At 51.5% G+C, this 22,691-nt stretch carries 20 protein-coding genes; 4 read left to right on the top strand and 16 right to left on the bottom strand.

Annotation, left to right across the window (positions count from 1 at the left end):
* Positions 1-1,134, top strand: a complete 1,134-nt coding sequence (locus CIP100161_RS05360) for an isochorismate synthase (protein WP_155872573.1) — start codon at positions 1-3, stop codon at positions 1,132-1,134.
* On the opposite strand, the gene CIP100161_RS05355 is transcribed toward CIP100161_RS05360, so the two are convergent.
* From CIP100161_RS05355 to CIP100161_RS05295, 14 genes are all read right to left on the bottom strand, one after another.
* Positions 1,115-1,759, bottom strand: coding sequence for a class I SAM-dependent methyltransferase (locus tag CIP100161_RS05355; protein WP_155872570.1), 645 nt, complete (start codon positions 1,757-1,759; stop codon positions 1,115-1,117). The two genes, CIP100161_RS05360 and CIP100161_RS05355, sit on opposite strands and share 20 nt — an antisense overlap.
* A 22-nt stretch (positions 1,760-1,781) precedes the next feature.
* Positions 1,782-2,579 carry a fumarylacetoacetate hydrolase family protein gene (locus CIP100161_RS05350; protein WP_155872567.1) on the bottom strand — a complete coding sequence of 266 codons (798 nt, stop codon included), beginning with the start codon at positions 2,577-2,579 and terminating at the stop codon, positions 1,782-1,784.
* Between the two features lie 73 nt (positions 2,580-2,652).
* A complete protein-coding gene (locus CIP100161_RS05345) occupies positions 2,653-2,985 on the bottom strand; it encodes a hypothetical protein (RefSeq protein WP_155872565.1) in 333 nt (110 codons plus the stop codon).
* Positions 2,978-3,499: a 3'-5' exonuclease gene (locus CIP100161_RS05340; protein ID WP_232053101.1), complete on the bottom strand. Its 522-nt coding sequence runs from the start codon at positions 3,497-3,499 to the stop codon at positions 2,978-2,980. The genes CIP100161_RS05345 and CIP100161_RS05340 overlap by 8 nt, the downstream gene beginning before the upstream one ends.
* Positions 3,500-3,576: 77 nt before the next feature.
* Positions 3,577-3,954, bottom strand: a complete 378-nt coding sequence (locus CIP100161_RS12130) for a putative nucleotidyltransferase substrate binding domain-containing protein (protein ID WP_232053100.1) — start codon at positions 3,952-3,954, stop codon at positions 3,577-3,579.
* Complete coding sequence (locus CIP100161_RS05335) at positions 3,861-5,453, bottom strand: DUF294 nucleotidyltransferase-like domain-containing protein (protein WP_232053099.1); 1,593 nt, start codon at positions 5,451-5,453, stop codon at positions 3,861-3,863. Before CIP100161_RS05335 ends, CIP100161_RS12130 begins: the two co-directional genes overlap by 94 nt.
* Before the next feature lie 27 nt (positions 5,454-5,480).
* A complete protein-coding gene (locus CIP100161_RS05330) occupies positions 5,481-6,512 on the bottom strand; it encodes a 3-isopropylmalate dehydrogenase (protein WP_155872562.1) in 1,032 nt (343 codons plus the stop codon).
* A 138-nt stretch (positions 6,513-6,650) separates the two neighbouring features.
* Entirely contained in the window at positions 6,651-8,246 is a 1,596-nt protein-coding gene (gene serA, locus CIP100161_RS05325; RefSeq protein ID WP_155872560.1) for a phosphoglycerate dehydrogenase, read from the bottom strand.
* 162 nt (positions 8,247-8,408) lie between these two features.
* Positions 8,409-9,839, bottom strand: a complete 1,431-nt coding sequence (locus CIP100161_RS05320; protein ID WP_155874535.1) for a hypothetical protein — start codon at positions 9,837-9,839, stop codon at positions 8,409-8,411.
* Between the two features lie 106 nt (positions 9,840-9,945).
* Positions 9,946-11,754, bottom strand: a complete 1,809-nt coding sequence (locus CIP100161_RS05315; RefSeq protein WP_155872557.1) for a GmrSD restriction endonuclease domain-containing protein — start codon at positions 11,752-11,754, stop codon at positions 9,946-9,948.
* 52 nt (positions 11,755-11,806) lie between these two features.
* Positions 11,807-12,748 carry a cation diffusion facilitator family transporter gene (locus CIP100161_RS05310; protein WP_155872555.1) on the bottom strand — a complete coding sequence of 314 codons (942 nt, stop codon included), beginning with the start codon at positions 12,746-12,748 and terminating at the stop codon, positions 11,807-11,809.
* Between the two features lie 120 nt (positions 12,749-12,868).
* Positions 12,869-13,882 carry a ketol-acid reductoisomerase gene (gene ilvC / locus CIP100161_RS05305; RefSeq protein ID WP_155872552.1) on the bottom strand — a complete coding sequence of 338 codons (1,014 nt, stop codon included), beginning with the start codon at positions 13,880-13,882 and terminating at the stop codon, positions 12,869-12,871.
* 120 nt (positions 13,883-14,002) lie between these two features.
* Positions 14,003-14,527 (bottom strand): acetolactate synthase small subunit, encoded by a 525-nt coding sequence (gene ilvN / locus CIP100161_RS05300; protein WP_003851182.1) that lies wholly within the window; start codon positions 14,525-14,527, stop codon positions 14,003-14,005.
* A 15-nt stretch (positions 14,528-14,542) separates the two neighbouring features.
* Positions 14,543-16,501 carry an acetolactate synthase large subunit gene (locus CIP100161_RS05295; RefSeq protein ID WP_155872549.1) on the bottom strand — a complete coding sequence of 653 codons (1,959 nt, stop codon included), beginning with the start codon at positions 16,499-16,501 and terminating at the stop codon, positions 14,543-14,545.
* Positions 16,502-16,887: 386 nt separating this feature from the next.
* Between CIP100161_RS05295 and CIP100161_RS05290 the strand changes: the two genes are divergently transcribed.
* Together CIP100161_RS05290 and ilvD are read left to right on the top strand one after the other, a co-directional pair.
* Positions 16,888-17,373 carry a PH domain-containing protein gene (locus tag CIP100161_RS05290; RefSeq protein WP_155872546.1) on the top strand — a complete coding sequence of 162 codons (486 nt, stop codon included), beginning with the start codon at positions 16,888-16,890 and terminating at the stop codon, positions 17,371-17,373.
* 286 nt (positions 17,374-17,659) lie between these two features.
* Positions 17,660-19,501, top strand: a complete 1,842-nt coding sequence (gene ilvD, locus CIP100161_RS05285; RefSeq protein WP_155872543.1) for a dihydroxy-acid dehydratase — start codon at positions 17,660-17,662, stop codon at positions 19,499-19,501.
* Positions 19,502-19,575: 74 nt separating this feature from the next.
* Here the strand turns inward: ilvD and CIP100161_RS05280 are convergent, their stop codons facing one another.
* Positions 19,576-20,703 carry a DoxX family protein gene (locus tag CIP100161_RS05280; protein ID WP_155872540.1) on the bottom strand — a complete coding sequence of 376 codons (1,128 nt, stop codon included), beginning with the start codon at positions 20,701-20,703 and terminating at the stop codon, positions 19,576-19,578.
* A 79-nt stretch (positions 20,704-20,782) separates the two neighbouring features.
* Positions 20,783-21,469: an HNH endonuclease family protein gene (locus CIP100161_RS05275; protein ID WP_155872538.1), complete on the bottom strand. Its 687-nt coding sequence runs from the start codon at positions 21,467-21,469 to the stop codon at positions 20,783-20,785.
* Between the two features lie 138 nt (positions 21,470-21,607).
* Between CIP100161_RS05275 and CIP100161_RS05270 the strand changes: the two genes are divergently transcribed.
* A complete protein-coding gene (locus CIP100161_RS05270; RefSeq protein WP_174775787.1) occupies positions 21,608-22,690 on the top strand; it encodes a glutathione S-transferase family protein in 1,083 nt (360 codons plus the stop codon).
* Position 22,691 lies beyond the last annotated feature (1 nt).

Below are 22,691 nucleotides of genomic sequence, written 5' to 3'. Positions count from 1 at the left end.
ATGTGTGCCCATCGACCCGCTACTGCCCCCGATTTTTTACTCTCTCGTAGCCACGGTTCTATCCGTACCCAAGGTGCCGTAGAGACGTTTTCCGACCCATGGAAAGCGGTAGAAGCCTTACGTAGCGGGCGCGTAGAGCTCGTTGTCGGCGCCCTTGCTTTTCGACGCGACCACGCCTGCGCACTTACGGTTCCTCGCTCGATCATCCGAGAAGAAGGCCCGCTAGAACCACACGCCTATTACCGACAAGGCCCAGGCAGCATCGTTAATGCCCAAGTGGACAAACTCGTCCCATCCCTCGAAGAGCATCACGCTCGCGTAGCAGCGGCAATCAATACAATCAAGTCCACATCCTTGAAAAAGGTCGTCTTGGCGCGCGCAGTGGACATGACGTTCTCCCCCGCCGTCGATCCACGACTTATCGCCGCACGCCTGATTGATCTATCCCGCAACCGCGACGGTTTCATTGCAGACCTCACCCCTGCCGGCGAAGATTTTGCAGGGGCAATGCTCGTTGGCTCGTCACCAGAAGTGCTCATTAAAAAACAAGGGTCAACCGTGACGGCGTATCCCCTTGCCGGTTCCGCACCTCGAAGCACAGATGCCGTCATAGACGCTACCAACGCAGAACTTCTACGACGTTCCCATAAAGATCTACAAGAACACTCTTATGTTGTAGAACATCTTCGCAACGTATTAGAGCCCCTTTGCTCGAAGCTCACCATCCCCACTAATCCCGAACTCACCAAGACCAACGAAATGTGGCACCTTGCCACTCCTGTTGCCGGAACCTTAAAGGACACATCGCTTACTGCACTTGAATTAGCAATGCGTACTCACCCCACCCCTGCCATCTGCGGTACCCCCACAGATGCAGCCGAAGAGCTCATCAGCATTGCGGAAGGAGATCGCAGATTCTACGCAGGAACCGTGGGCTGGGCAGACAGCCACGGCGACGGTGAATTCATGGTGTCTATTCGGTGTGCCGAGGTAAGCGGTGACGGCACCTCCGCACGAGCATGGGCTGGTGGAGGAATTGTCGCAGAATCTGATGCGGCCGCTGAAGTCGAAGAAACAACTGCGAAACTTCGCACCATCATGAAAGCCTTGGGTATTACTTCATTCGACGCTTAAGCACCACAACATCATCAAGATGGTGATGGTGCCCATGCCCACCTGCGATCTCACGATGGCGAGTTTCGCGAACCACAATGTCCCATGCATCACTAGGAGCAAGATCCGCTGCGTCGAAAGGCATAAGAAGATCGTCTCGGCCAAGAAGCGGGTGGCCCTTGGCGCGAAGCTCGTCAAGATTGTGGTGGACGTAGATTAAATATCCACCATCAGCTACCTGACGACTAATATCGCGCCATACTTTCTCACCAGCGACCGGAATATAAAACCCTGTGACAAGGTCGAAGGGCCCGCCGCATCGGTCAAGGTCTTGAGGCGCTTGCCCTTGGATGAACGTCGCATTGGAGGCGAGTTCACGCGATCGCTCAACAGCAATGTCAGATGGTTCCAAACCGACAGCTCGCCAACCAAGGCCGGCAAGCCAAGCGACATCAGCTCCCTCCCCAGAACCAATATCAAGACTGTAACCTAGATTAATCTTCAATTCAGGAATGAGCTGCGTCAGTGTGTAGTTGGGATTACCCGACCATACGTGACCGTGCGAGTCGTAATACAAAGAAGCCTCCCCGCGTTCATCATGATGCTTATCAGAGGATGCAGGGAGGCTATTATGAGTAGTTGACATACCCCAGAGAGTACCGCTACTCCTAGGCTTTAGCTACCGGATTACCTAATCGGCCAATGCCTGGGATTTCGATTTCAATAAAGTCGCCAGGAACCATCGCCGCGGTACCCGCGGGTGAACCAGTACAGATGACGTCGCCCGGCAGCAATGTAAACGATGCAGTAATAAACTCGATGATCTCACCGAGATCCATAATCATCTGATTCGAATTTGAATCCTGCTTGGTTTCCGTAACTCCATCGTGAGTCAGGTGAGCCTTGATCGGAAGATTATCGGTTTCAATAGAATCGATATCCGTCTCAATCCATGGACCAAGTGGCGCGAAAGTATCAATGCCTTTTGCTCGCGCCCACTGACCATCAGCAAACTGCAAGTCACGAGACGACACATCGTTGATGATAGTAAAGCCTAAGACTACAGACTTCCAGTCTTCCTTCTTCACATTCTTACAAGGCTTAGCAATAACCATGGCCAGCTCACCCTCGAATTCCACCTTGGTGGCAAACTCGGGAATCCGAATAGCAGCCCCTGGCCCAACAACAGCCGTTGGAGGCTTTAAAAACAGCGTTGGTGGCAGATGCTCAGCGCTCTTTTGAAAAACCTCTTTAACGTGATCCGCATAATTTCGGCCGATGGCCACGATTTTGGAAGGCAGCATAGGTGCGAGCAAGCGCACCTCGTCCAACTTCCACTGACGTCCCGTAAATTTAGGCTCGGTAAACGGGGTTCCTTCGATTTCTTTGCAGATTGCTTGGGCCTCATCGCCCTCAACAACGCAGAAACACATTCCATCCGGTGTGGCAATTCGTCCAAAACGCATAGAGGCGATCCTACCGAATGCCAGTGGAGGTGATGCAATTTTGCACACAATCACCCACGTTATAAGGGTTTGATTAAAGCTCGTCTACCAGCTTTTTAGCCTCTACCAGCCCCAAACTCGGGTACCAGACGCGGACTTTCCGTACAGCCTCTACGAAGCGACCATCAGCTTTGAGCTCACGAATCGCATCCCGCTGCTGCTCAGATAACTCTCTAAACTCACCAAATTGTGCGACCATCTTTTTCTGATAACGGCGCGTAAACCACGCCCCAACCACCAAAATAACTACCGCCCCGATATACAGCCACGAGATGACAACATTTCGCCCCGACATCAACCACCACACTGCAGTGCATAAGTAATACAAACCTGCACCCACAAGCACTACTCGGAACAGTTTATCCATGCGATCCACTCCTATATCGTTGGGCCAAATAGAGTTCCGCGCAAGCCAATGCATCACTTGCTGCATGGTGTGAGGTGTACGCCGGTAACCCATAGCGTTGACGTACCCGAGCCAAACGCAGATCTTCTCCTCGAGGATACGTGCCCATACGCTCCATGTGTCGGCGTTCAATCTCGAAGGTATCGACAATCCGACCACTAAATGATCGGCCCCAATATTTGCGCATTGCTGCTGACAAAAACCTCTTTTCAATTGCTGCGAAGTGAACGAGCATTGGGGAATCACCTAATACTTCCAAGAGTCTTGCGACGGCCTCTTGCTCCGCAACACCTGTATTTCGCATCGCATCTGTTATGTAGTGAACCGTAGCCGAATCCCCCACTGATTCCCGTACCTGTGCATCATAAACAAGCTGATAACCCGCCTGCCCTACCATGATCACGCCATTTTCAACTGGAATCCAGCCGATAGAAACGATGCTTCCGCGACGTGGATCCAAGGAAGTAGTTTCCATATCAACAGCCAGTAGCCTCGTATCCTCATGGGATTTGCATGCACTTTTCCGTAGTTTTTCCAACCAGCTCATAACACTCACATACTCTGCATCGGGTACTGAGCCCCCAAGCCTTGTTGCATCGACTTAATAATATGGAAAGCGTCTTTGAGATGTTCCCTATCCATTGTGGATAAACCAGCAGGATCGAGATGATAAGACGGTTCATTTCCAGCTAGCACGGCCTCGGAGTTGTGACGTTGAGAAATCATTGTGAGGAAATCAAAAGCGTCGACGAGATCACGAGCACCGCGTTCCGAGACAGCTCCCCCTTGAGCAGCTTCACCGAGTCGCGCACGCGTACTCAACGCTGTGGACCCAACTACAAGTGAATAAAGCCGGGCGAGCTGAACGATCGCGTAAATTCCACCTTTTTTAATATCGAGAGTGTGCGCATATTCCCCACCACGCTGCAATACAAAACCGCGGAAAACCCCAACGGAGGTTCGCGTCGTGACGCTACAGCTGCAAGATGTGCATGCAGCCGTCGTGAGTCGTGCGCCGCAGCAATACTATCGTCGTGCACGCTGCGTACCATTCCGTGATCACCAAACACACTACGCATATCAAAAAAGGTCTGGGCATACATCAATGCATCAGGCTCCGGCGCAGTAATCCAGCCGCGTAACGACTCACGCCACTGCGAATGAGTCAACCGCCAGCGCGGATTGCTCACCATCATCTCCCCTGGGCAGTGCACCTGACCAGTTTGGTTCAGCTCGTCGCACAGCAAAGTTCCAAGCTGAGAAAAATAATCAGAATGCCTATCAGCTCGGAAATCGTCGCTGATAACAAGTGCATTATCTTGATCGGAAACAAATCCTAATTCTTTACGCCCGTGAGATCCCACCACCACGAATGCGTATGGAACTGGCGGAGGACCAAGGCGTTGCTCCGCCAACTGACATAGCCGTTGAGCAATTGAATCTGCCGTCACGCTTAGCAAGGCACTGACTTCTTGAGCCGGCGCACCACGTTGAGCTAGCTGCGCGGCAGTAAGCACAGAACTTGAACGCACGCGCGTCAACTCATCGGCAGTTTGTGCCCGTGCTACATCCCGCCCCAAAAACAATGGATCATTTTTGAGCAAGCGCATAACAGAGCGCGACTCCACCATTCCAACTGCCGCATGCGTCGATTCTTCTACAACCGGCAAATGATGAAATCCATGCTCCGTCATCAACAAAAGAGCATGACTTGCAGGCGTATCGGGATAGACAACTACGGGTTCTTGAGACATTACCTCGCTGACTGGATTCTCAACCGAAAGCGCTTTTCCAACTACCTTGGAACGAAAATCTCGGTCCGTAACTATGCCCACCACAGTGGCGTTGCGAACCACAATGGCCGCCGAGACTGCGCTGGCATCCATTGCATGCGCGACGTCGTAAAGCGAATCAGACGCGGAAACCACAGCCAGCTCACGCGACATAAACTCAGCGCACGGGGTAGCTAGCATTTTCGACGTCGCCCGATGAGCCAATTCTTGAGCAGCCTTACGCATGCGGCGAGATTGATGGGAGAAGAAGTCGCGAAACTGTGGGTTTGCATGGCACACGTCAAGGAATGCATCACGGTGAATCGCTAAAAGCAACGCATCTTCTACTACCTCAATGCGATATCTACTGGCGTTATCCCCAAGGATCGTGGAATAGCCAAAACACCGTCCCGCTTCGCGACGATCCAACAAAACCGTCGCCGAATCCGAATCGTCCTCGCTAGAAATATCTACTGCCCCACTGCGAATCACAAAGCAGTAATCATTGGATTCTTTCGGGGCGACTACAACTGTGCCTCGAGGTGCATAACGCATGGTAGCAGTAGACACAACGTGGCTGATGTGTTGTGGATCGAGTTGGCTAAAGGGTTCCTGACACCTCAGGAAGCCCGAGATCTCCTCGAGTTCGATGGTCATACATCGCCATCATACAAGTGATTTAACTCACGCGTGGCTGCTACCTTGCAACGCGGCAGCGATTCGATCTCCTACTTCGACCGTCTTCACCGGTCCAGCAACCCGCTGTGCAACATCATGAGTTACTGCCGCCTCAATCCGCTGGGCATTGGACTCATCGCCCATATGACGAAGCAACATAGCCGCCGACAAGATAGCCGCCGTAGGATCAGCAATTCCTTGGCCTGCAATATCTGGGGCCGAACCGTGAACAGGTTCAAACATCGAAGGATTCATGCCAGTAGCATCGATATTGCCCGATGCCGCCAAACCGATACCTCCTGTTACCGCACCTGCAAGGTCGGTCAGGATATCTCCAAACAGATTATCCGTCACGATCACGTCATAGCGGCTTGGATCTGTAACCATATAAATAGTGGCTGCATCGATATGGTTATAATCCACCGTAACCTCTGGATACTCGGCAGCAACCTCGTTGACTGTACGCTGCCACAAACCACCAGCATTGACTAGGACGTTAGTCTTATGCACAAGCGTGAGATGCTTCTTACGGTTTTGAGCCCGCTCAAATGCATCACGCACTACTCGCTCCACCCCATAGCGAGTATTCTGCGAAACCTCAGATGCCACCTCATGCGGCGTGCCCTCACGCAAGGTACCGCCATTACCGCAATACAGTCCTTCGGTACCCTCACGAACCACCACAAAATCAATATCCCCAGGATTAGCCAGCGGCGAGGTCGCCGTGGGATATAGCTTGGAAGGGCGCAGATTTACATGGTGATCCAGCGCAAAGCGCATCTTGAGAAGCAATCCACGTTCCAAGACTCCAGGAGGCACCTCACCCGGCGCGCCAATTGCGCCGAGCAAAATCGCATCGTGTTCGCGCAGGGATTTCAGATCGTCATCCGTGAGAAGTTCACCGTTGCGTAGGTAACGGCGTGCGCCGAGGTCATAATCGGTGACTTCAATGTCATCACGTATCACGCGGAGTATTTTAAGCGCTTCAGCGGTAACTTCTGGGCCAATACCATCGCCACCAATAACGGCCAGTTTCATATTATGGAACCTCACTTCCCACTATGTGAACTTTGCACTTGAGTGTAGCAGACCGATCCCAAAAACTAACGCCAAAGCGCAAACGGACCTTTCCCCGCTACTTTCAGAGGGAAAGATCCGTTAAAATCGGATTATAAATTAGGCATCAAAGTCGACAGCAAATGCCTCTGCACCAATTCCGGCAGCGATCTCTTCGACCAATGCATCCGGAACAGGTTTATCAACACGAAGCACCAACGTGGCACCATCGCCTTCAGAATCCTGAGACAAAGCAGCCGCATCAATATTGAACCCCTGAGCGCCTAGTGCCGTGCCAACCTTGCCTAGAGCACCGGGAGTATCGGTGTACTGGAAGTACACGTTGAATCCTTGAGCGCGAAGGTCCAAACCACGCTTGTTAATGCGGACGATCTTTTCCACATGATTTAGACCGGTCAAAGCACCAATGACGGATTCCTTGGAACCGTCGGCTCCAATCACACAGACCTCAAGCACAGAACGGTGCGTAAGGGATTCGGACGCAGTAGTAACATCCAGCTTTACGCCACGCTCTTCTGCAATACGCGGGGCATTGACAAACGTAACTGGTTCTTCAATAAACGAAGAGAATACGCCACGCAGTGCCGACAGACCTAGGACATCGATGCTTTCCGTCGATAGCTCGCCACGAGCCTCAACTTCAACAGCTACTGGAGCCTTATCCAAGAGCTTGCCAGCAACCACACCAAGCTTGCGAGCCAAATCAAGCCACAAAGCGACCTCTTCACCAACGCGTCCACCCGAGACATTCACTGCATCTGGAACAAACTCGCCAGCCAATGCTTTGAGAACAGATGCGGCAACATCCGTACCAGCACGATCTTGGGCCTCAACAGTAGACGCACCCAAATGTGGAGTAACCACGACCTCTGGGCGGTTAAACAGTGGCGAATCTGTGCATGGTTCGGTTGCAAAAACATCGAAACCAGCGCCACGAATGCGGCCAGCGTCAATAGCATCGGCGAGCGCTTGCTCGTCGACAAGCCCGCCACGTGCCGCATTGATAATAATCTGCCCCTGTTTGGATTTGGCCAACAACTCAGCATTGAACATGCCAGCAGTTTCTGCAGTCTTAGGCAAGTGGATGGTGACAAAATCCGCACGCTGCATGAGCGTTTCTAGTTCCACGAGCTCTACGCCCAGCTGCGCAGCACGCGTTGGATTAGCGTAAGGATCGTACGCAATGATCGTGGTTTCAAATGCGGCAAGGCGCTGTGCAAACAGCTGACCAATGTGGCCAAATCCGACAATACCAACGGTCTTGCCAAAAATTTCCACACCCTTGAACGAAGAACGCTTCCATTCACCATCACGAAGCGTTTTATCTGCTGCAGGAATCTGACGTGCAGTAGAAAGCAGCAACGAAATAGCATGCTCACACGCAGAATGAATATTCGAGGTTGGGGCATTTGCCACCATCACACCTTTATCAGTCGCGGTGGCAATATCGACGTTGTCCAAGCCAACACCAGCGCGACCGACAATCTTAAGGTTGGTCGCCGCATTGAGGACTTCTTTATCTACGGTGGTAGCGGAACGAACGAGAAGCGCGTCAGCCTCTGGAACCGCTGCAAGCAGCTCTGTGCGATTTGGGCCATCGACCCAGCGCACCTCCACGGCATCTCCGAGCGCATCAACAGTTGACTGCGCGAGTTTGTCTGCAATTAGGACGACAGGACGGCCATTCTGGCTCACGATATTCTCCTGGAAATTATCCGCATGTCCACCCCTATCTGGCACGACCGCGTCAGATAGCAATGGGTCCGCGCCTGCTCACCGGCGCGCGACTGCAACACAGTGTAAACGAGACTGCGGAAACTCACCTAGTGCATGACAGAATTAGGGCAAATAATGCAGTTAGTCGCGAATTATTAACCCAAGTCGGGGGGACCTTAACGTCCCAGTGGGCTGGAATGATTCACGTTCAGCGACGAACCAATCATCCCGATATAACTGACCGGTCACAGTCGCGTCCTCACCTAAATGTTCTCCACGAGCAGGTAAAATTGCCAATCCCAAACCCATAAGCTCTTGAGGAGAAATTCCACACACACGGCCGCGGATGGCATCTAGGCCTTCAAGAACCACGCCCCGCTGATCGCTATTGCTCTTAATAACTTCGCTATTCCAATACATGAGGCGATCTGCAATTTTTTGACGCGATTGAGGAGATCGGTCACAAACCTGAGCTGCATTCCTCAAAATCACCCCAACTGATGATTGAGAAACGATCTCCTCGACCGAATCAAGAATCTCATCAGCATCACGATGAGCCACATCAATTTCGATAAAGACAAATCCATCTTGTGCGTTGATTGCATCGACCCATGCTTTCCAGTGCTGTTGATCTTGCGAAGACAACGGATGCGCAATGGTACGCACATAATTCGCCCCATAAGGAATGTCCGCACGCTCAGATACATCGGAATCATTAAGATATCGTGCCCTTAACGTACGCAGAGCAAAAACAAGACCGGTCTTATTCGGAAGTGCTAACGGCGCACGTTCACCCAACTCGATTCTTTCACTGAGCTGCTGTGACGTTCCAAACTGTGAGCCCAAAGCAAGGAGCGGCTGATCAGAAAGCCCAGCGACCGCTCGCATTGATTCCACGCTAAGCCGCGGATCCGGAAAACGCATGACGGTCACCGATGCACCATAAGAACGCGCAGTAGCAACTGCGGCCACGCCAGATTCCTGAGTAGCGATCACTTGAGGAGCTGCACCAGCATCGCGCCTCGACTGTACTGGAAAAGCTGATACTTCCGCATCACTTGGACTCGCCTGCACTTTTTCTTGCCGATTAGTCAACAACCACGTGGGATGCGTCCCATCCAACCGAGAGACAGCGGAAAGCGCATTGGAGGCGTCGATACGCTGGGTGCGAAACTGTAAAGACGTGAGCTTTCCCAAAGCTGTCAACGAACCAGAATCTGGAATGACTTTAACGTTCCCAGTGGTCTTAGGTAGGCCCACATCACCAATGGCCAAAATATAGCGAGCACCCAGCCGACCGATTTCTGCTTGAACCGCATCACGATCAGTATCGTCCATAAGAAGCATCGGCGCATGAGCGACCACAGCTATCGACGCCGCCCGCAGCTGGTGATGAATCTCTCGGTCTGAGACCACCACCGTATCCGACTTTTCGAACAACAACTGCGAAACCGCAACACCTGAATCATTGGGTTCACCCACCACCTGCGGCTCCCGTGGAAAATTTTGGGCAACGTGACGCGTGAGATTATCCATCCGTGCTTGCTCAAGCTCGGCGTGAGGCAAAGCCATTCGCACTTTATCCCGGCGCGAGGTATCCACGGTACATCCGCTTGTTCCCATGGCAATAGCCACACCTGTAATAACGGCAACTGTGGCTATCCAAGTCCGTGATACCTTACTTTTCAAAGGCTAGTGGCCCTTCCTCGCCGGCGGTGAGATCGCCTTCGTCGACGTCACGGATTGCGGCGGTGCCCATGGCTTCTTCGATCATGGTAAGGAATTTATTGCGACGGTCGCTGAAAAATTCCTCTGCCTGTCCGGCAAACAGTGCATGCGGATCTGCCAAGTGAGTGGCGAGAACTTGGTCGAACTCTGCATCATCCATGAGTGACTTTGACTGTAGGCGAACCAGGTAGCGTGCTGGCGAAGCACCCTCGACCATGACGTGCGTGCGGCGCCCCATCGGGGTGCGGTTGAGTACCGATGAGCTCAGTACTGGATTGATTCCGTGTTCTTCGCACCAGCTTTCTGGGAATACTGGTCGGAAGTGAACTCCTAGCTGTTCAAAGTTCATGTGATCAAATTCCATACCGGTACGGAAGTCCCGGGCACCACGTCCCATCAGCAGCGCATAAATGCCTTTATACAGTCCGGATTCTGGACCGGCACTAAGAAGTCGGGATTCAACGAATCGAGCGTCTCGGATTGACTTTGGCTTTTCGACGCTCGGGCTCGGGTTGTTGGCATCATCGATCCAACGGGTGACCTCATCTACGTCTACTCCCATTCGGACTGCCAACGCTGGAGATCCATAAAGTTCGCCGAATACGCCGCACCAGAACCACTGGTTCAAACGATCCCAGCTATCTTTATGCGACATATTTTTCGGATCACGCGCTAGTAACGCGATGATTACGGTAAGTGGGATGAGCTGTGCGCTATAAGGCACCTGTTTGATGCTCATGATGCAACGCTCGCGCATGTAGTGGGCCGCTTCATGGAAAGCTGCACGGATTAGGGGTGCTGCTTCGCGATAATCAGCGACGCTCAGCTTAAGAATGTCTTCACGATGACCACTAGCGTGGCCTTGTACTGCGGTTACATACAAAGCCACTGCGGTAAGGAAATCGGTCTGGCCGATCTCATCGAGTGCTGGGAACTGCCTGAGTACCGCTTCGGTCTTGTGCCAGTCTGCACGGAAATCAAAGTCAGGGTCTTGTGCAGCAAAAAGCGATGTGAGTAGTTCGAAGACATCCATCTGCAGCCCACTGGAGTTTGCAGCTGCGAAGATTGAACCAATACCTTCTTGAGCAGTTTCACGATCCAGTCGAACCATTGGCACTGAATATCGCACTACAGGCTTGAGGACGGTGTTATGGAAGTTTTTAATACGTTCGCGTGCGTCTGGTTCAGCATTTTGAGCCAGATCGAACAGCATATCCGTTCCTCGGTTCTGCAAAAGCGATGACACCGGAATGCACTGGTGACGCAACATGTCCTCTTCAGTTGCTAACCGGGGAATGTCATTTTTGGCAAAGTGTGATTTCACCTCACCGTGCTGGTCTACAGAAATAACAGCCTCATCAGGCATTACCTCAGCCGATACAGCCTTTTGAATATCTACGAAGAAACGTCGTTTGATCTTTTTATTTCTAAAATCAACTGACTCCACCAAGCCGTCGCCGGTAAGGCATTGGTACAGCGTTGTCAGGCGCTGTTGGCCGTCGAGAAGCAAAAGTCCAGGTGCCATTCCAGTATCTGGGGCACCAAACAATGGCCGCGGTCTAAACCGCATCTCTTCCCCACGGGTATCCAAGGCCATAATCGAGCCCATAGGGTATCCGCGCAAAACAGTAACGAGCAGCGCACGAATTCTATCGACATCCCAGCGATATTCGCGCTGGAAATCCGGAAGTTGCAAATCGCCTCGATTGATCCGGTTGAACAGATAAATCAGGTCGTAGCTTGGAGTAGAAAAACCCATGCCTTTGATACTAACGCGGAATCTCGCTCACAGGTGTTTGGTTCCCCTCACACTAATGCTGGCATGGTTGCTCATGACTCACATGTTCATCATGCTCTAACTGGATCGTGGCATGGTCAACGCCCGCATGGTGGAATACTTCATGCACTCGATCTAAAACCGAACAATCCTTAATATCTGCGTATTCATCAAGCACAACATGGCTCGTTGCTATGATTTGCTGTCCATCGATCGACCACACATGCACATCATGAACACCGCGCACCCCATCAATATTTGAGATCTCAGTACAGATAGACTCAATGTCTACCGCTTGTGGCACCCGCTCCATCAAGATGCCTAATGTCGAGCGAACTAATGCCAGCGAGCGCGGCAGAATTACCACAGCAAGTACTACCGATACCGCCGTGTCGCACCACATCCAGCCGGTAGCCATGATCAGCAACGACGAAACGATGACAGCGACCGAGCCTCCCAAGTCCACCAAAATATGAAGATAAGCGCCTTTAACATTGACACTTCCATGGCTATGCCCATGAAGTACTACTGCACCGACAATGTTGAATAGCAATCCGATAAACGCAATAACCAACGTCATTCCCGTATCAATCACCGTATGCGATGAAAGACGACGAACCGCCTCGACAACAATCCAGGCCGTAATAAAAGTCACCGACAACGCATTCACTAAGGCAGCCAGTACCTCGGCACGCTTATAGCCGTAGGTAGCTTGCGACGTTGCCTTCCGCCGCCCCATCATCACCGCGAACAAAGCAATGATAAGCCCCGTGGAGTCTGACAGCATATGCAGGGCATCAGACATCAAAGCCAAAGACTTGGCCAGTGCACCACCGACGAGCTCAACAAGGAAGAAGGCGAATGTAAGGCCGGCAACCGACAACAAAGCACGGCTACTCGACAATGCTCCGTGGTGATGATCATGGTGGTCATGGTGATGGTTGCTCATACCGTGCAGCATAGCCCATATTTTCATTTATGGCACATTATTGAAAATAAGTGTACTGATGCCCCCTACCCCGCAAGCCCAACATAAATTAAGGGCCTTACCCCAGCTCACAACTGAGGCGAGGCCCTTAACCACTAAAATCCAAAACTAGGCAGTCTCATCGAGCGGGTTCTTTACCCAGCTCATCAGGTCACGCAGTTTCGATCCCGTAGCCTCGATTGGATGCGCGGCGATCTCTTCACGATAACGCTTGAGCTCGGGCTGACCAGCTTCAACATCAGCAACCATGTCACGGACAAACTTGCCCGACTGAATATCAGCCAACACAGCCCTCATATTCTCCTTGACCTCAGGAGTGATAATGCGAGGACCAGCAACATAACCACCCAACTCGGCAGTCTCCGAAATCGAGTAGTTCATGTTCTCAATGCCACCCTCCCAGATGAGGTCAACAATGAGCTTCATCTCATGAAGAACCTCAAAGTATGCCATCTCGGGCGCATAACCAGCTTCAGTCAAAACCTCAAAGCCCTTCATCATGAGGTGCTCAAGGCCACCACAAAGGACAACTTGCTCACCAAACAAGTCAGTTTCGGTTTCCTCACGGAAGGTAGTAGGAATAACACCCGCACGTGCACCACCAATAGCAGCAGCATACGACAACGCAAGATCCTTGCCCTCACCCTTTGGATCCTGAGCGACGGCAATCAGACATGGCACACCCTTGCCGTCAACGAATTGACGACGAACCAAATGGCCTGGCCCCTTGGGAGCGACCATGCCAACAGTAATATTGGCAGCAGGCTTGATCAGCTCGAAGTGGATGTTCAGACCATGTCCGAACAGCAGTGCATCGCCATCCTTCAAATTTGGTTCAATGTCACGCGCAAAGATCTCTGCCTGCGAGGTATCTGGAGCGAGCAACATGATGACATCTGCCCACGCAGCGGCATCAGCATTTGACTTAACCTCAAAACCTGCCTCCTGTGCCTTTTCCGCAGACTTAGAGCCGTCGCGCAAACCGATAACAACCTCAACACCAGAATCGCGCAGACACTGGGCATGAGCATGCCCTTGGGAACCATAACCGATCACAGCAACTTTGCGCCCCTGGATGATCGACAGATCCGCATCAGCATCATATAGAAGTTCGATAGCCATAAGAATGGATTCCTTTCGTATGTTGTGGGCGTCTGCCCTTTACATCACATATTGAGATATTTTTGCGTTTTTATCTCATTAAATGATGATATTTGTGAATTTTTTAGATTTTTGAGTGCCCTAGGAACGTGAACTTTGCGGCGCCATAGTCTTTGATCCTCGGTTTAGTGCGATCTGACCAGAAGAGATCAATTCCCTGATTCCAAAAGGCTCCAAGACGTCAAGCAATGCGCGCAGCTTACCTTTATTGCCTGTTGCCTCAATAACCACCGAATCTGGGGCGACGTCGACAACATGTGCACGGAAAATTTTGGCAGCATCAACAACCTGGGGACGATTAGACGCATCGGCCGACACTTTCACCAGCATCAATGCACGCGCTACAGTAACGTCCTCATCAAGGCGCACCACTTTTAACACTGGAATCAACTTATTGAGCTGCTTGGTGATCTGCTCAATATCTTGCGTACTTGCATCCACAACAATGGTGATTCTGTTGATTCCATGCATTTCAGTCTTGCCAGACACGAAGGAAACAAGACTAAAACTACGTCGCGTAAACATTGCAGATACACGAGAGATAATGCCATCAACATCCTGAACCAGAACACTGAGGATGTGCCGAAACGTTTCTTGCTGTTGCATCACAGTGCTCCTTTTCTAGATATTTTCTTTAGGTTCTAGGTGACGTTGTTGCGCCTCGAGTGCGAGAAGCGTTGCCTCATCAATAACATCGTCGATATCCTCTGGTGCCTCGGCAGCAGAGCTTTCTCCGTCGAAAAGCGGACGGAGCCCATGAGCATATTCAATATCAGAATTGGAATGCCCAGCAGCAACCATTGGCCACACTTGTGCATCTTCACCCACGATAAAATCAATAACCACGGGACGATCGTTAATCGCTCGTGCTTTTTCAATCGTCGGAACAATGTCAGCCTCTTCCGTCACCCGGAAGGCTGCACAACCCATAGATTCCGCTAACATCACAAAGTCCGGCATATACTGCCCCTGATTGCGGAGCTTGGTATTTGAATAGTTACCGTCATAAAAGAGCGTTTGCCACTGACGCACCATGCCTAGATTGCCGTTATTAATAAGAGCTACTTTAATCGGCATGCCCTCCACAGCTGCCGTCGCAAGCTCTTGATTAGTCATCTGGAAGCAACCATCACCATCGATTGCCCATACCTCTTTATCAGGGCACCCCGCCTTGGCACCCAATGCGGCAGGAACCGAATATCCCATCGTTCCCAAACCACCCGAGTTGAGCCACGTACGCGGCTTTTCAAAGTCGAGGAACTGTGCAGACCACATTTGATGTTGTCCAACACCAGCAGCATAGATCGCATCAGTACCAACGGTTTTAGCGAGCGCCCGAATAACCGCCTGCGGCTCGATCATGCCATCGTTAGATTTTTCCCAGCCACGCGGGTAATTACTCTTCAATCCATTGAGGTATCGCAGCCAACGCTCATGTCGCGGCTGTGGCAAATCCAAGTCTTTGTAGACATCAAGCAACGCGGTCAAAACCTCTTGAGCGTCACCAACGATAGGAACGTCAACTGCTCTGATCTTACCGATTTCCGCAGGATCAATATCGGCGTGAATAACTTTTGCATCAGGGGCAAATGATGCCAGTGCACCCGTGACACGATCGTCGAAACGCGCACCGATAGTGATGAGAAGATCACTCTTTTGCAAAGCTCCCACCGCCGGAACGGTTCCGTGCATTCCAGGCATACCCATATTGAGTTCATGCGAGCCAGGGAATGCACCCAATGCCATTAACGTAGTGACAACTGGAATTCCGGTATGTTCAGCAAATGCTTGAAGTTCTTGAGAAGCATTCGCCTTAATAACGCCACCACCGACATATAGAACAGGCCTACGCGCTTGTGAAATCATCTTGGCTGCTTGTTCAACAGGTCGACTATGCGGAGTAGTCACCGGACGATAACCGGGCAAATCAATGGTTGGAGGCCAATGGAAGTCGATCTCAGCCTGCTGAATGTCCTTGGGAACGTCGACAAGCACCGGCCCTGGCCGACCGGAAGCCGCCAGATAAAATGCCTCCGCGATCGCCTGCGGAATCATGTTGACATCCGTAACCATAAAGTTGTGCTTAGTAACCGGCATCGTGATACCACGGATATCGGCTTCTTGGAAAGCATCTGACCCCAAGAGGGAACGTCCGACCTGTCCAGTGATAGCAACAAGTGGCACCGAATCCAAGTGCGCATCCGCGATAGGCGTTACAAGGTTCGTTGCACCTGGGCCCGACGTTGCGATGCACACGCCTACTTTTCCAGTAGCTTGTGCATATCCAGTTGCGGCATGACCTGCGCCTTGTTCATGACGCACAAGAACATGGCGCAATTTGGTCGATGCATACAACGAGTCATAAAGAGGCAATACAGCGCCGCCCGGAAGACCAAAGACCATATCGATTCCGAGTTCTTCCAACGATCGCACAATTGCGTCTGCACCGGTCATTCGTTCCGGCTTTAATACCTGCGCACGTCGGGCTAACGTCGCTGGTGTGGGCTGATTGGGCTGAGTGGAGGCTGCCACGACATCAAGCTCCTTGTAGTAATTGCGGGGACTGACATGTTGCAACATGTGGCCTCCCGCGACGGGATGTTATCCAATGGTCGAATTAGTACTTCTGCCGAACGAAAGCCAAGGTTTACTTTCTACAGCCAAGTCCTCATGACCTGTGAACACTATTGCTATTTCCGTCAAGTTATCTATCAAGTATGGTGGCCCGATATAAGGAAAGCCCCCGGTCAGCATGTGTGGTGCTGTCGAGGGCGCTTTTCGGAAACGACTTGTAGCCGCTACGGCAAGCGCCGAGTGGTAATCACTACAAGTCGAATAATGTTCATGACACGAGACGATACACCAGCCTTTTTGAGATTTGACAGAGTTTGACCATTTTACCCCCATATGGTGCAGCTCACGTCCACCAATCCCTTCCTAGAACACATGCATTAGGATTACAGATTATGAATTCAGACACGACCGTAGTGTTTCGCCCCGAACGAACCCATCTCTTAGCAGCTGGAGTCATGCTTGCCATCATGTTGCTGGTGATCGGCGCACGCCCAGCGCTTTTATTTTGGCTACCGATCGTCCCACTGGTTTTCATCCTGTGGGTACTTCGATCTTCCACCACCGTGTCTGAATCAGGAATCGAAGCTCGTTACCTTGCCGCCGCAACCAAAGCAGCTCGGTGGGAAGAAATTCAGGGACTGAGCTTTAAAGGGGCAAAGACAATTTTGCACACCAATGATGGCAAATCCTTTCCCCTCCCAGCTGTATCTTTTAATTCTCTCCCACAACTTGAAATTGCGTCCCGTGGCCGAATTCCCGATGCACTGACGCAAGGAAAAATGGCGGCAGATGAAAAAATTGTGATCGTTCACCGCGATGGATATCAGGAAATGCTTACGAAAGAGCAATATGAACAGCGCCAAGCAGAGAATAAATAACTTCACGCTTTAACCACTAGTAGTGCCCGCCGTCTCAGTGGGACGGCGGCCACACCGTTCTCAATCCGGCACCAAAAACCTCACGATTATGGGACATTATTTCCTATCCAGTAAGATTTACTCACTGGATAGGGGTACCCCGTTGCCACTTGGCGGTATCCTCCTAAAGCAGAAGCATGTCACCCTACGCTTCACCATTATCTTCAACGAAAAGTCTCACCACCCCGCCTGCGCTTTCCGTCGAAGTTTGCACTGCTATGAATCTGTTTCACAGGATCGAGAAATCATGTTTCCACTTCGTTCACGAGTAACCACTGTTGGCCGCAACGCCGCTGGAGCCCGCGCCCTATGGCGAGCTACTGGCACCAAAGACAATGAGTTTGGCAAGCCCATTGTGGCTATTGTGAACTCCTATACCCAATTCGTTCCTGGTCACGTGCACCTTAAAAACGTAGGAGACATCGTTGCCGAGGCGGTTCGTGCCGCAGGAGGCGTTCCCAAAGAATTCAACACCATCGCAGTTGACGATGGCATCGCTATGGGACACGGCGGAATGCTCTATTCGCTTCCTTCTCGCGAAATCATCGCAGACTCCGTTGAATACATGGTGAATGCCCACACAGCTGACGCCATGGTCTGTATCTCAAACTGCGACAAAATCACGCCGGGCATGCTCAATGCTGCTTTGCGATTAAACATTCCAGCCGTTTTCGTCTCCGGCGGACCAATGGAAGCCGGCAAAGCAGTTGTAGCAGACGGCATAGCCCATGCCCCCACGGATTTGATCACCGCAATCACCGCATCAGCCAAAGACAGCGTGAATGACGATCAATTGTTATCCATCGAGCAATCTGCATGTCCCACCTGCGGTTCTTGCTCAGGAATGTTTACCGCCAACTCAATGAACTGCTTGACGGAAGCTCTAGGACTGTCATTGCCAGGAAATGGCACTACCCTAGCAACGCACACCGCACGTCGAGAGCTTTTTGAGACAGCCGGAAAACTAATCGTCGACCTATGCCAGCGCTACTACGAAGACGAAAACGAGTCCGTTCTACCGCGAAACATTGCAACAAAAAAGGCCTTTATCAACGCAATGGCACTTGATATGGCGATGGGCGGATCCACAAACACAGTGTTGCATACCCTAGCAGCCGCCCAAGAAGGAGAGATTGACTTTGATCTCTCCGACATCGATGCGCTTTCTCACCGAATCCCATGCCTTTCTAAAGTCGCACCCAACGGCAATTACCACATCGAAGATGTCCATCGCGCAGGAGGAATACCTGCAATTTTGGGAGAATTACGCCGACGCAATCTCCTAGAAAAAGATGTGCACACCGTACTGTACAAGGAAATGGATTCATGGCTTGATGACTGGGATATCCGTGGTGGAAAGGCAACAGACAAGGCCATCGAGCTCTTCCACGCAGCGCCAGGCGGCGTCCGCACGACCGAGCCATTTTCTCAATCAAATCGATGGGATTCGCTCGACACGGATCAAGCCCATGGGTGTATTCACGACGTTGACCACGCATACTCGGCCGATGGTGGCCTAGTTATTCTGCGCGGCAACCTTGCTCCTGACGGAGCCGTTGTAAAAGCTGCCGGCGTTGACGAATCGATTTGGACTTTCTCCGGCCCAGCACGCGTCGTGGAAAGCCAAGAAGAGGCCGTGTCGATCATCCTAGACAAGCAGGTTCAACCAGGTGATGTTGTCGTGATTCGATATGAGGGACCAGCTGGTGGTCCCGGTATGCAAGAGATGCTCCACCCCACGTCCTTCCTAAAGGGTGCAGGTTTAGGAAAAGCTTGTGCGCTGATCACCGATGGCCGATTCTCTGGTGGTACTTCTGGACTTTCCATTGGCCATATCTCTCCAGAAGCTGCACATGGCGGCCTCATTGGACTGGTGGAAAACGGCGATACAATCACCATCGATATCAGGAACCGCAGCCTCAATCTAGATGTTGACGATACCGTGATCGAACAGCGTCGTGCAGCTATGTTGGAACGTGAAAAACCATGGACCCCAACGAACCGCAATCGACCTGTATCCAAGGCATTGCGCGCATACGCATCCATGGCAACATCCGCAGACAAAGGCGCCGTACGTCAATTAGACTAACCCTGAGTTAAAGGCCCTGGTCCGCTCTAATTCCAGAGGGGACCAGGGCCTTTGACTATCTTGTTGCGATAAAACTATGCGAATGGGTTAACTGCTGCCCCAAACCACCACAGCGCGCCTGCAGCTGCGACTGCTACGACTACAAATACCCACGAGGAAGCAAGTGGCCGAATCGCCCACGTGCGAGAAATGTCAAAGGAGTATTTGCCTGGCCCTGTAAATTGCAAAACAACCGCAATAATCAGGAGGAATACGGCAAACCACACTGAGCTTTCATGATCAAAAATATCAAGTCCGCCGGCTTGGGTAATACCGTGAAGTGCCATGAATGAAGTGGCAATGATCGCTAACGCGGACGCTACCGGAGTAAGCAATCCGAAGACTAAGAACACACCTGCTGCAAGCTCAAGCGCTGGAATAGCTACCGCTAAGGTGCTGGCATAAGGATAGGCATCAAATTGTTCTTGGAGTGCGTTGATTCCACCATGGGATCCCATGGCAAAAAATACAGTAACTGACTTAAGAATGAGCCATGCACCAAAAAATAGGCGCAAAACCAAAATGCCAAAGTCGATAGTTCCACGTCGCTGCGGTTCTCCATTGAGCACTGGTTGAGCCGAAGCAGTTACCGTTGGTGCTACGGCTGAGGCAACTGCTGGAGCGACTACTGGCGCCGGCACAGGTTCAGCAATAGCAGTTGCAGGCGCTACTGGTGTTGCGGGCGTCGGAGCAAAATCTTCGTCATGATAGTCCGTCACAGACGCTGGTTCCGGCTCAGCTGGTTGTGGCTGAGCAACGGGATAAACCGTAGTCGGCGCATCCGAAGCTAATGGTTTGCTATGAGGATCGTCGTTGAGCACTGGTTGAGGTGCTACATCTGGGCGCTCGATGATAGTCGTTTTGTGACTATCATCTGGCTGCGTATTTGGAGCTACTACTTCAGTGTCTTTTTTATTGACGCTTTCATTGTTGGCTACCGCTTTGGCCGCTGGCCGTTGCGGGCTAATAGATTGCGGTGCAGCACGACCGGCACGAGCATAAATTTCGGCCGCCGAAAGCCCACTGCCTAGCTTTTTAGGTGCGCCCTGATGTGCTGAATTAGGTGCAGATGAAGCCTCTGCACCTTTGTTTCCCCCACCGTTATAGGTGGGGATGTCATCGTCAAAATCGCTCGCGCGATCGGGGATATTGTTGTCGGCCATGTAGACCAGCGTAGGGGTTTTGCCGAGTCGACGTAGTATTTCCTCGGCGCGCCACCTATTACAAACTGATAACCGTATTTTAGGAGCAGGTTGCCAATGCCTTCATAAGGGCATCTTTTTCACGGCTGGTAACAGTTAATCCGTAGGTAGATTTGATGGTTATTTGCCGTTGTGCGTACGTGCAGTGGTATTGCGGATCACTAGGCATCCAGCGATCGGCAGTTTTTGCCTTTTTCGCTTGGTTTTCCGCGTGTGTGGTTGCTTGAAGATTGATGGGATCATTGGCAAAGTTTCGGCGAGTTTCGTCATCCCACTGCCATGCACCGGCATACCAAGCATTGCCAAGCGCTACCACGTGGTCAATTTCCACCATGGTCGACGTCTTAGGCCCGCGGGTAAATGCCACGTCAACGCCCGAGTAGAGGTCGTGTAGATTTCCGGCTGATACGACACAGTTATGTGTCCCCGGCCGGAATACAATGCTGGTGAGGTCACGCTGAAGAATGTCATTTCGGGTATCACAACCATTGTGGCCGCCAGCTACCGAGACATTATCGGCCCAAGCGCTACCAAAATGAGTCCTGCTGTATGCAGGCTTATCACCAAAGGAATCGTCGATAGTGAGAGCATTAAGCGCGGCGACGTCCGCACGTGATGGATCCACTTCGGCGGTTGCCGCAGGACTTAAAACGTCGCGAATGCTGTCTTCCCATCGCTGTGGTTCGAGCCCAGACCATGACCCCTGGATCACGACTGCAGAGGCCATGACCACTGCAAATCCTACCAGTAGGCGACTTGTCTTCCTCATAAAAGGTCGGCGGCGTGAACGCGCCCGCCTATTTTTCTTTGCCATAGTGATTCATATGCTAGCAATCGCATTCATTTTTCAACATACTTTACTTACATATCAACAATCACTATAGTTGTTGATATGTCCACACAATATGAGAAGTACACATCACAAGAAAATGGCGGCGAATTCATCCGCGATACCCAATACATCGACGACCGAATCGTCGATAGTGTCTCTGCCCCTACCCCACTAGAAGACGGACGCACCCTCTGGCCTGCAGAACCTGGGCGTTATCGCCTAGTAGCTGCACGAGCATGCCCATGGGCACACCGTACCGTTATCACTCGACGACTCAAAGGTCTTGAAGATGTCATCTCGCTAGGCCTCGTCGGACCAACCCATGATTGGCGCTCATGGACCTTCGACCTTGACCCAAACGAAGTCGATCCAGTTTTAGAAATTCCTAGGCTTCGCGACGCCTACCTAAAACGTTTTCCTGACTATCCGCGCGGAATTACTGTTCCAGCCATTGTGGAAGTATCCACTGGAAAAGTTGTCACTAACGACTACCCGAGCATCGTCCCTGATCTCAATGATCAATGGAGCAAATACGAACGCCCCGGCGCACCTGATCTTTATCCAGAGGCCCTACGTGAAGAAATTGATGCCGTGACCAAGCGGGTATTCACCGAGGTAAACAATGGTGTATACCGATGCGGTTTCGCCGGCTCCCAAGAAGCCTATGACAAGGCCTACGATCGACTGTTTACTGCTCTTGATTGGCTAGAAGAACGTTTATCTCACCAACGTTACCTAGTCGGTGAACACATCACGATCGCAGATATTTATCTCTACACCACCTTGGTGCGATTCGACGCCGTCTATCATGGCCATTTTAAGTGCAACCGAAACAAGATTACTGAAATGCCCAACCTCTGGGCTTACCTACGCGATCTGTTCCAGACACCCGGTTTTGGAGACACCACCGATTTCACAGAAATCAAACAGCACTACTACATCACACATCAAGACGTAAACCCAACCCAGATCGTACCCAAGGGACCAAGTTTAGAAAGCTTCTTCAGCCCTCATGGTCGTGAAAAACTAGGCGGTAGCCCCTTCGCGGAAGGCGTGACCCTACCTGGAGACATCTCCTACGAAGAGCGTCTTAAGAATAAGATCGACGGCCAATAAT

Origin of the sequence: Corynebacterium rouxii, from assembly GCF_902702935.1 — a bacterium.
Lineage (GTDB): Bacteria > Actinomycetota > Actinomycetes > Mycobacteriales > Mycobacteriaceae > Corynebacterium > Corynebacterium rouxii.
The sequence above is the reverse complement of the archived record's forward strand: the minus strand, read 5'-3'. Positions and strand labels throughout refer to the sequence as shown.

What these genes read in the sequence shown, in the direction of transcription:
- CIP100161_RS05360 (WP_155872573.1), top strand. Translation starts at nt 1, where the DNA reads ATGTGTGCCCATCGACCCGCTACTGCCCCCGATTTTTTACTCTCTCGT.
- CIP100161_RS05355 (WP_155872570.1), bottom strand. Translation starts at nt 1,759, where the DNA reads ATGTCAACTACTCATAATAGCCTCCCTGCATCCTCTGATAAGCATCAT.
- CIP100161_RS05350 (WP_155872567.1), bottom strand. Translation starts at nt 2,579, where the DNA reads ATGCGTTTTGGACGAATTGCCACACCGGATGGAATGTGTTTCTGCGTT.
- CIP100161_RS05345 (WP_155872565.1), bottom strand. Translation starts at nt 2,985, where the DNA reads ATGGATAAACTGTTCCGAGTAGTGCTTGTGGGTGCAGGTTTGTATTAC.
- CIP100161_RS05340 (WP_232053101.1), bottom strand. Translation starts at nt 3,499, where the DNA reads ATGGAAACTACTTCCTTGGATCCACGTCGCGGAAGCATCGTTTCTATC.
- CIP100161_RS05335 (WP_232053099.1), bottom strand. Translation starts at nt 5,453, where the DNA reads ATGACCATCGAACTCGAGGAGATCTCGGGCTTCCTGAGGTGTCAGGAA.
- CIP100161_RS05330 (WP_155872562.1), bottom strand. Translation starts at nt 6,512, where the DNA reads ATGAAACTGGCCGTTATTGGTGGCGATGGTATTGGCCCAGAAGTTACC.
- CIP100161_RS05320 (WP_155874535.1), bottom strand. Translation starts at nt 9,839, where the DNA reads ATGGCTTTGCCTCACGCCGAGCTTGAGCAAGCACGGATGGATAATCTC.
- CIP100161_RS05315 (WP_155872557.1), bottom strand. Translation starts at nt 11,754, where the DNA reads ATGGGTTTTTCTACTCCAAGCTACGACCTGATTTATCTGTTCAACCGG.
- CIP100161_RS05310 (WP_155872555.1), bottom strand. Translation starts at nt 12,748, where the DNA reads ATGAAAATATGGGCTATGCTGCACGGTATGAGCAACCATCACCATGAC.
- ilvC (WP_155872552.1), bottom strand. Translation starts at nt 13,882, where the DNA reads ATGGCTATCGAACTTCTATATGATGCTGATGCGGATCTGTCGATCATC.
- ilvN (WP_003851182.1), bottom strand. Translation starts at nt 14,527, where the DNA reads ATGCAACAGCAAGAAACGTTTCGGCACATCCTCAGTGTTCTGGTTCAG.
- CIP100161_RS05295 (WP_155872549.1), bottom strand. Translation starts at nt 16,501, where the DNA reads ATGTTGCAACATGTCAGTCCCCGCAATTACTACAAGGAGCTTGATGTC.
- CIP100161_RS05290 (WP_155872546.1), top strand. Translation starts at nt 16,888, where the DNA reads ATGAATTCAGACACGACCGTAGTGTTTCGCCCCGAACGAACCCATCTC.
- ilvD (WP_155872543.1), top strand. Translation starts at nt 17,660, where the DNA reads ATGTTTCCACTTCGTTCACGAGTAACCACTGTTGGCCGCAACGCCGCT.
- CIP100161_RS05280 (WP_155872540.1), bottom strand. Translation starts at nt 20,703, where the DNA reads ATGGCCGACAACAATATCCCCGATCGCGCGAGCGATTTTGACGATGAC.
- CIP100161_RS05275 (WP_155872538.1), bottom strand. Translation starts at nt 21,469, where the DNA reads ATGGCCTCTGCAGTCGTGATCCAGGGGTCATGGTCTGGGCTCGAACCA.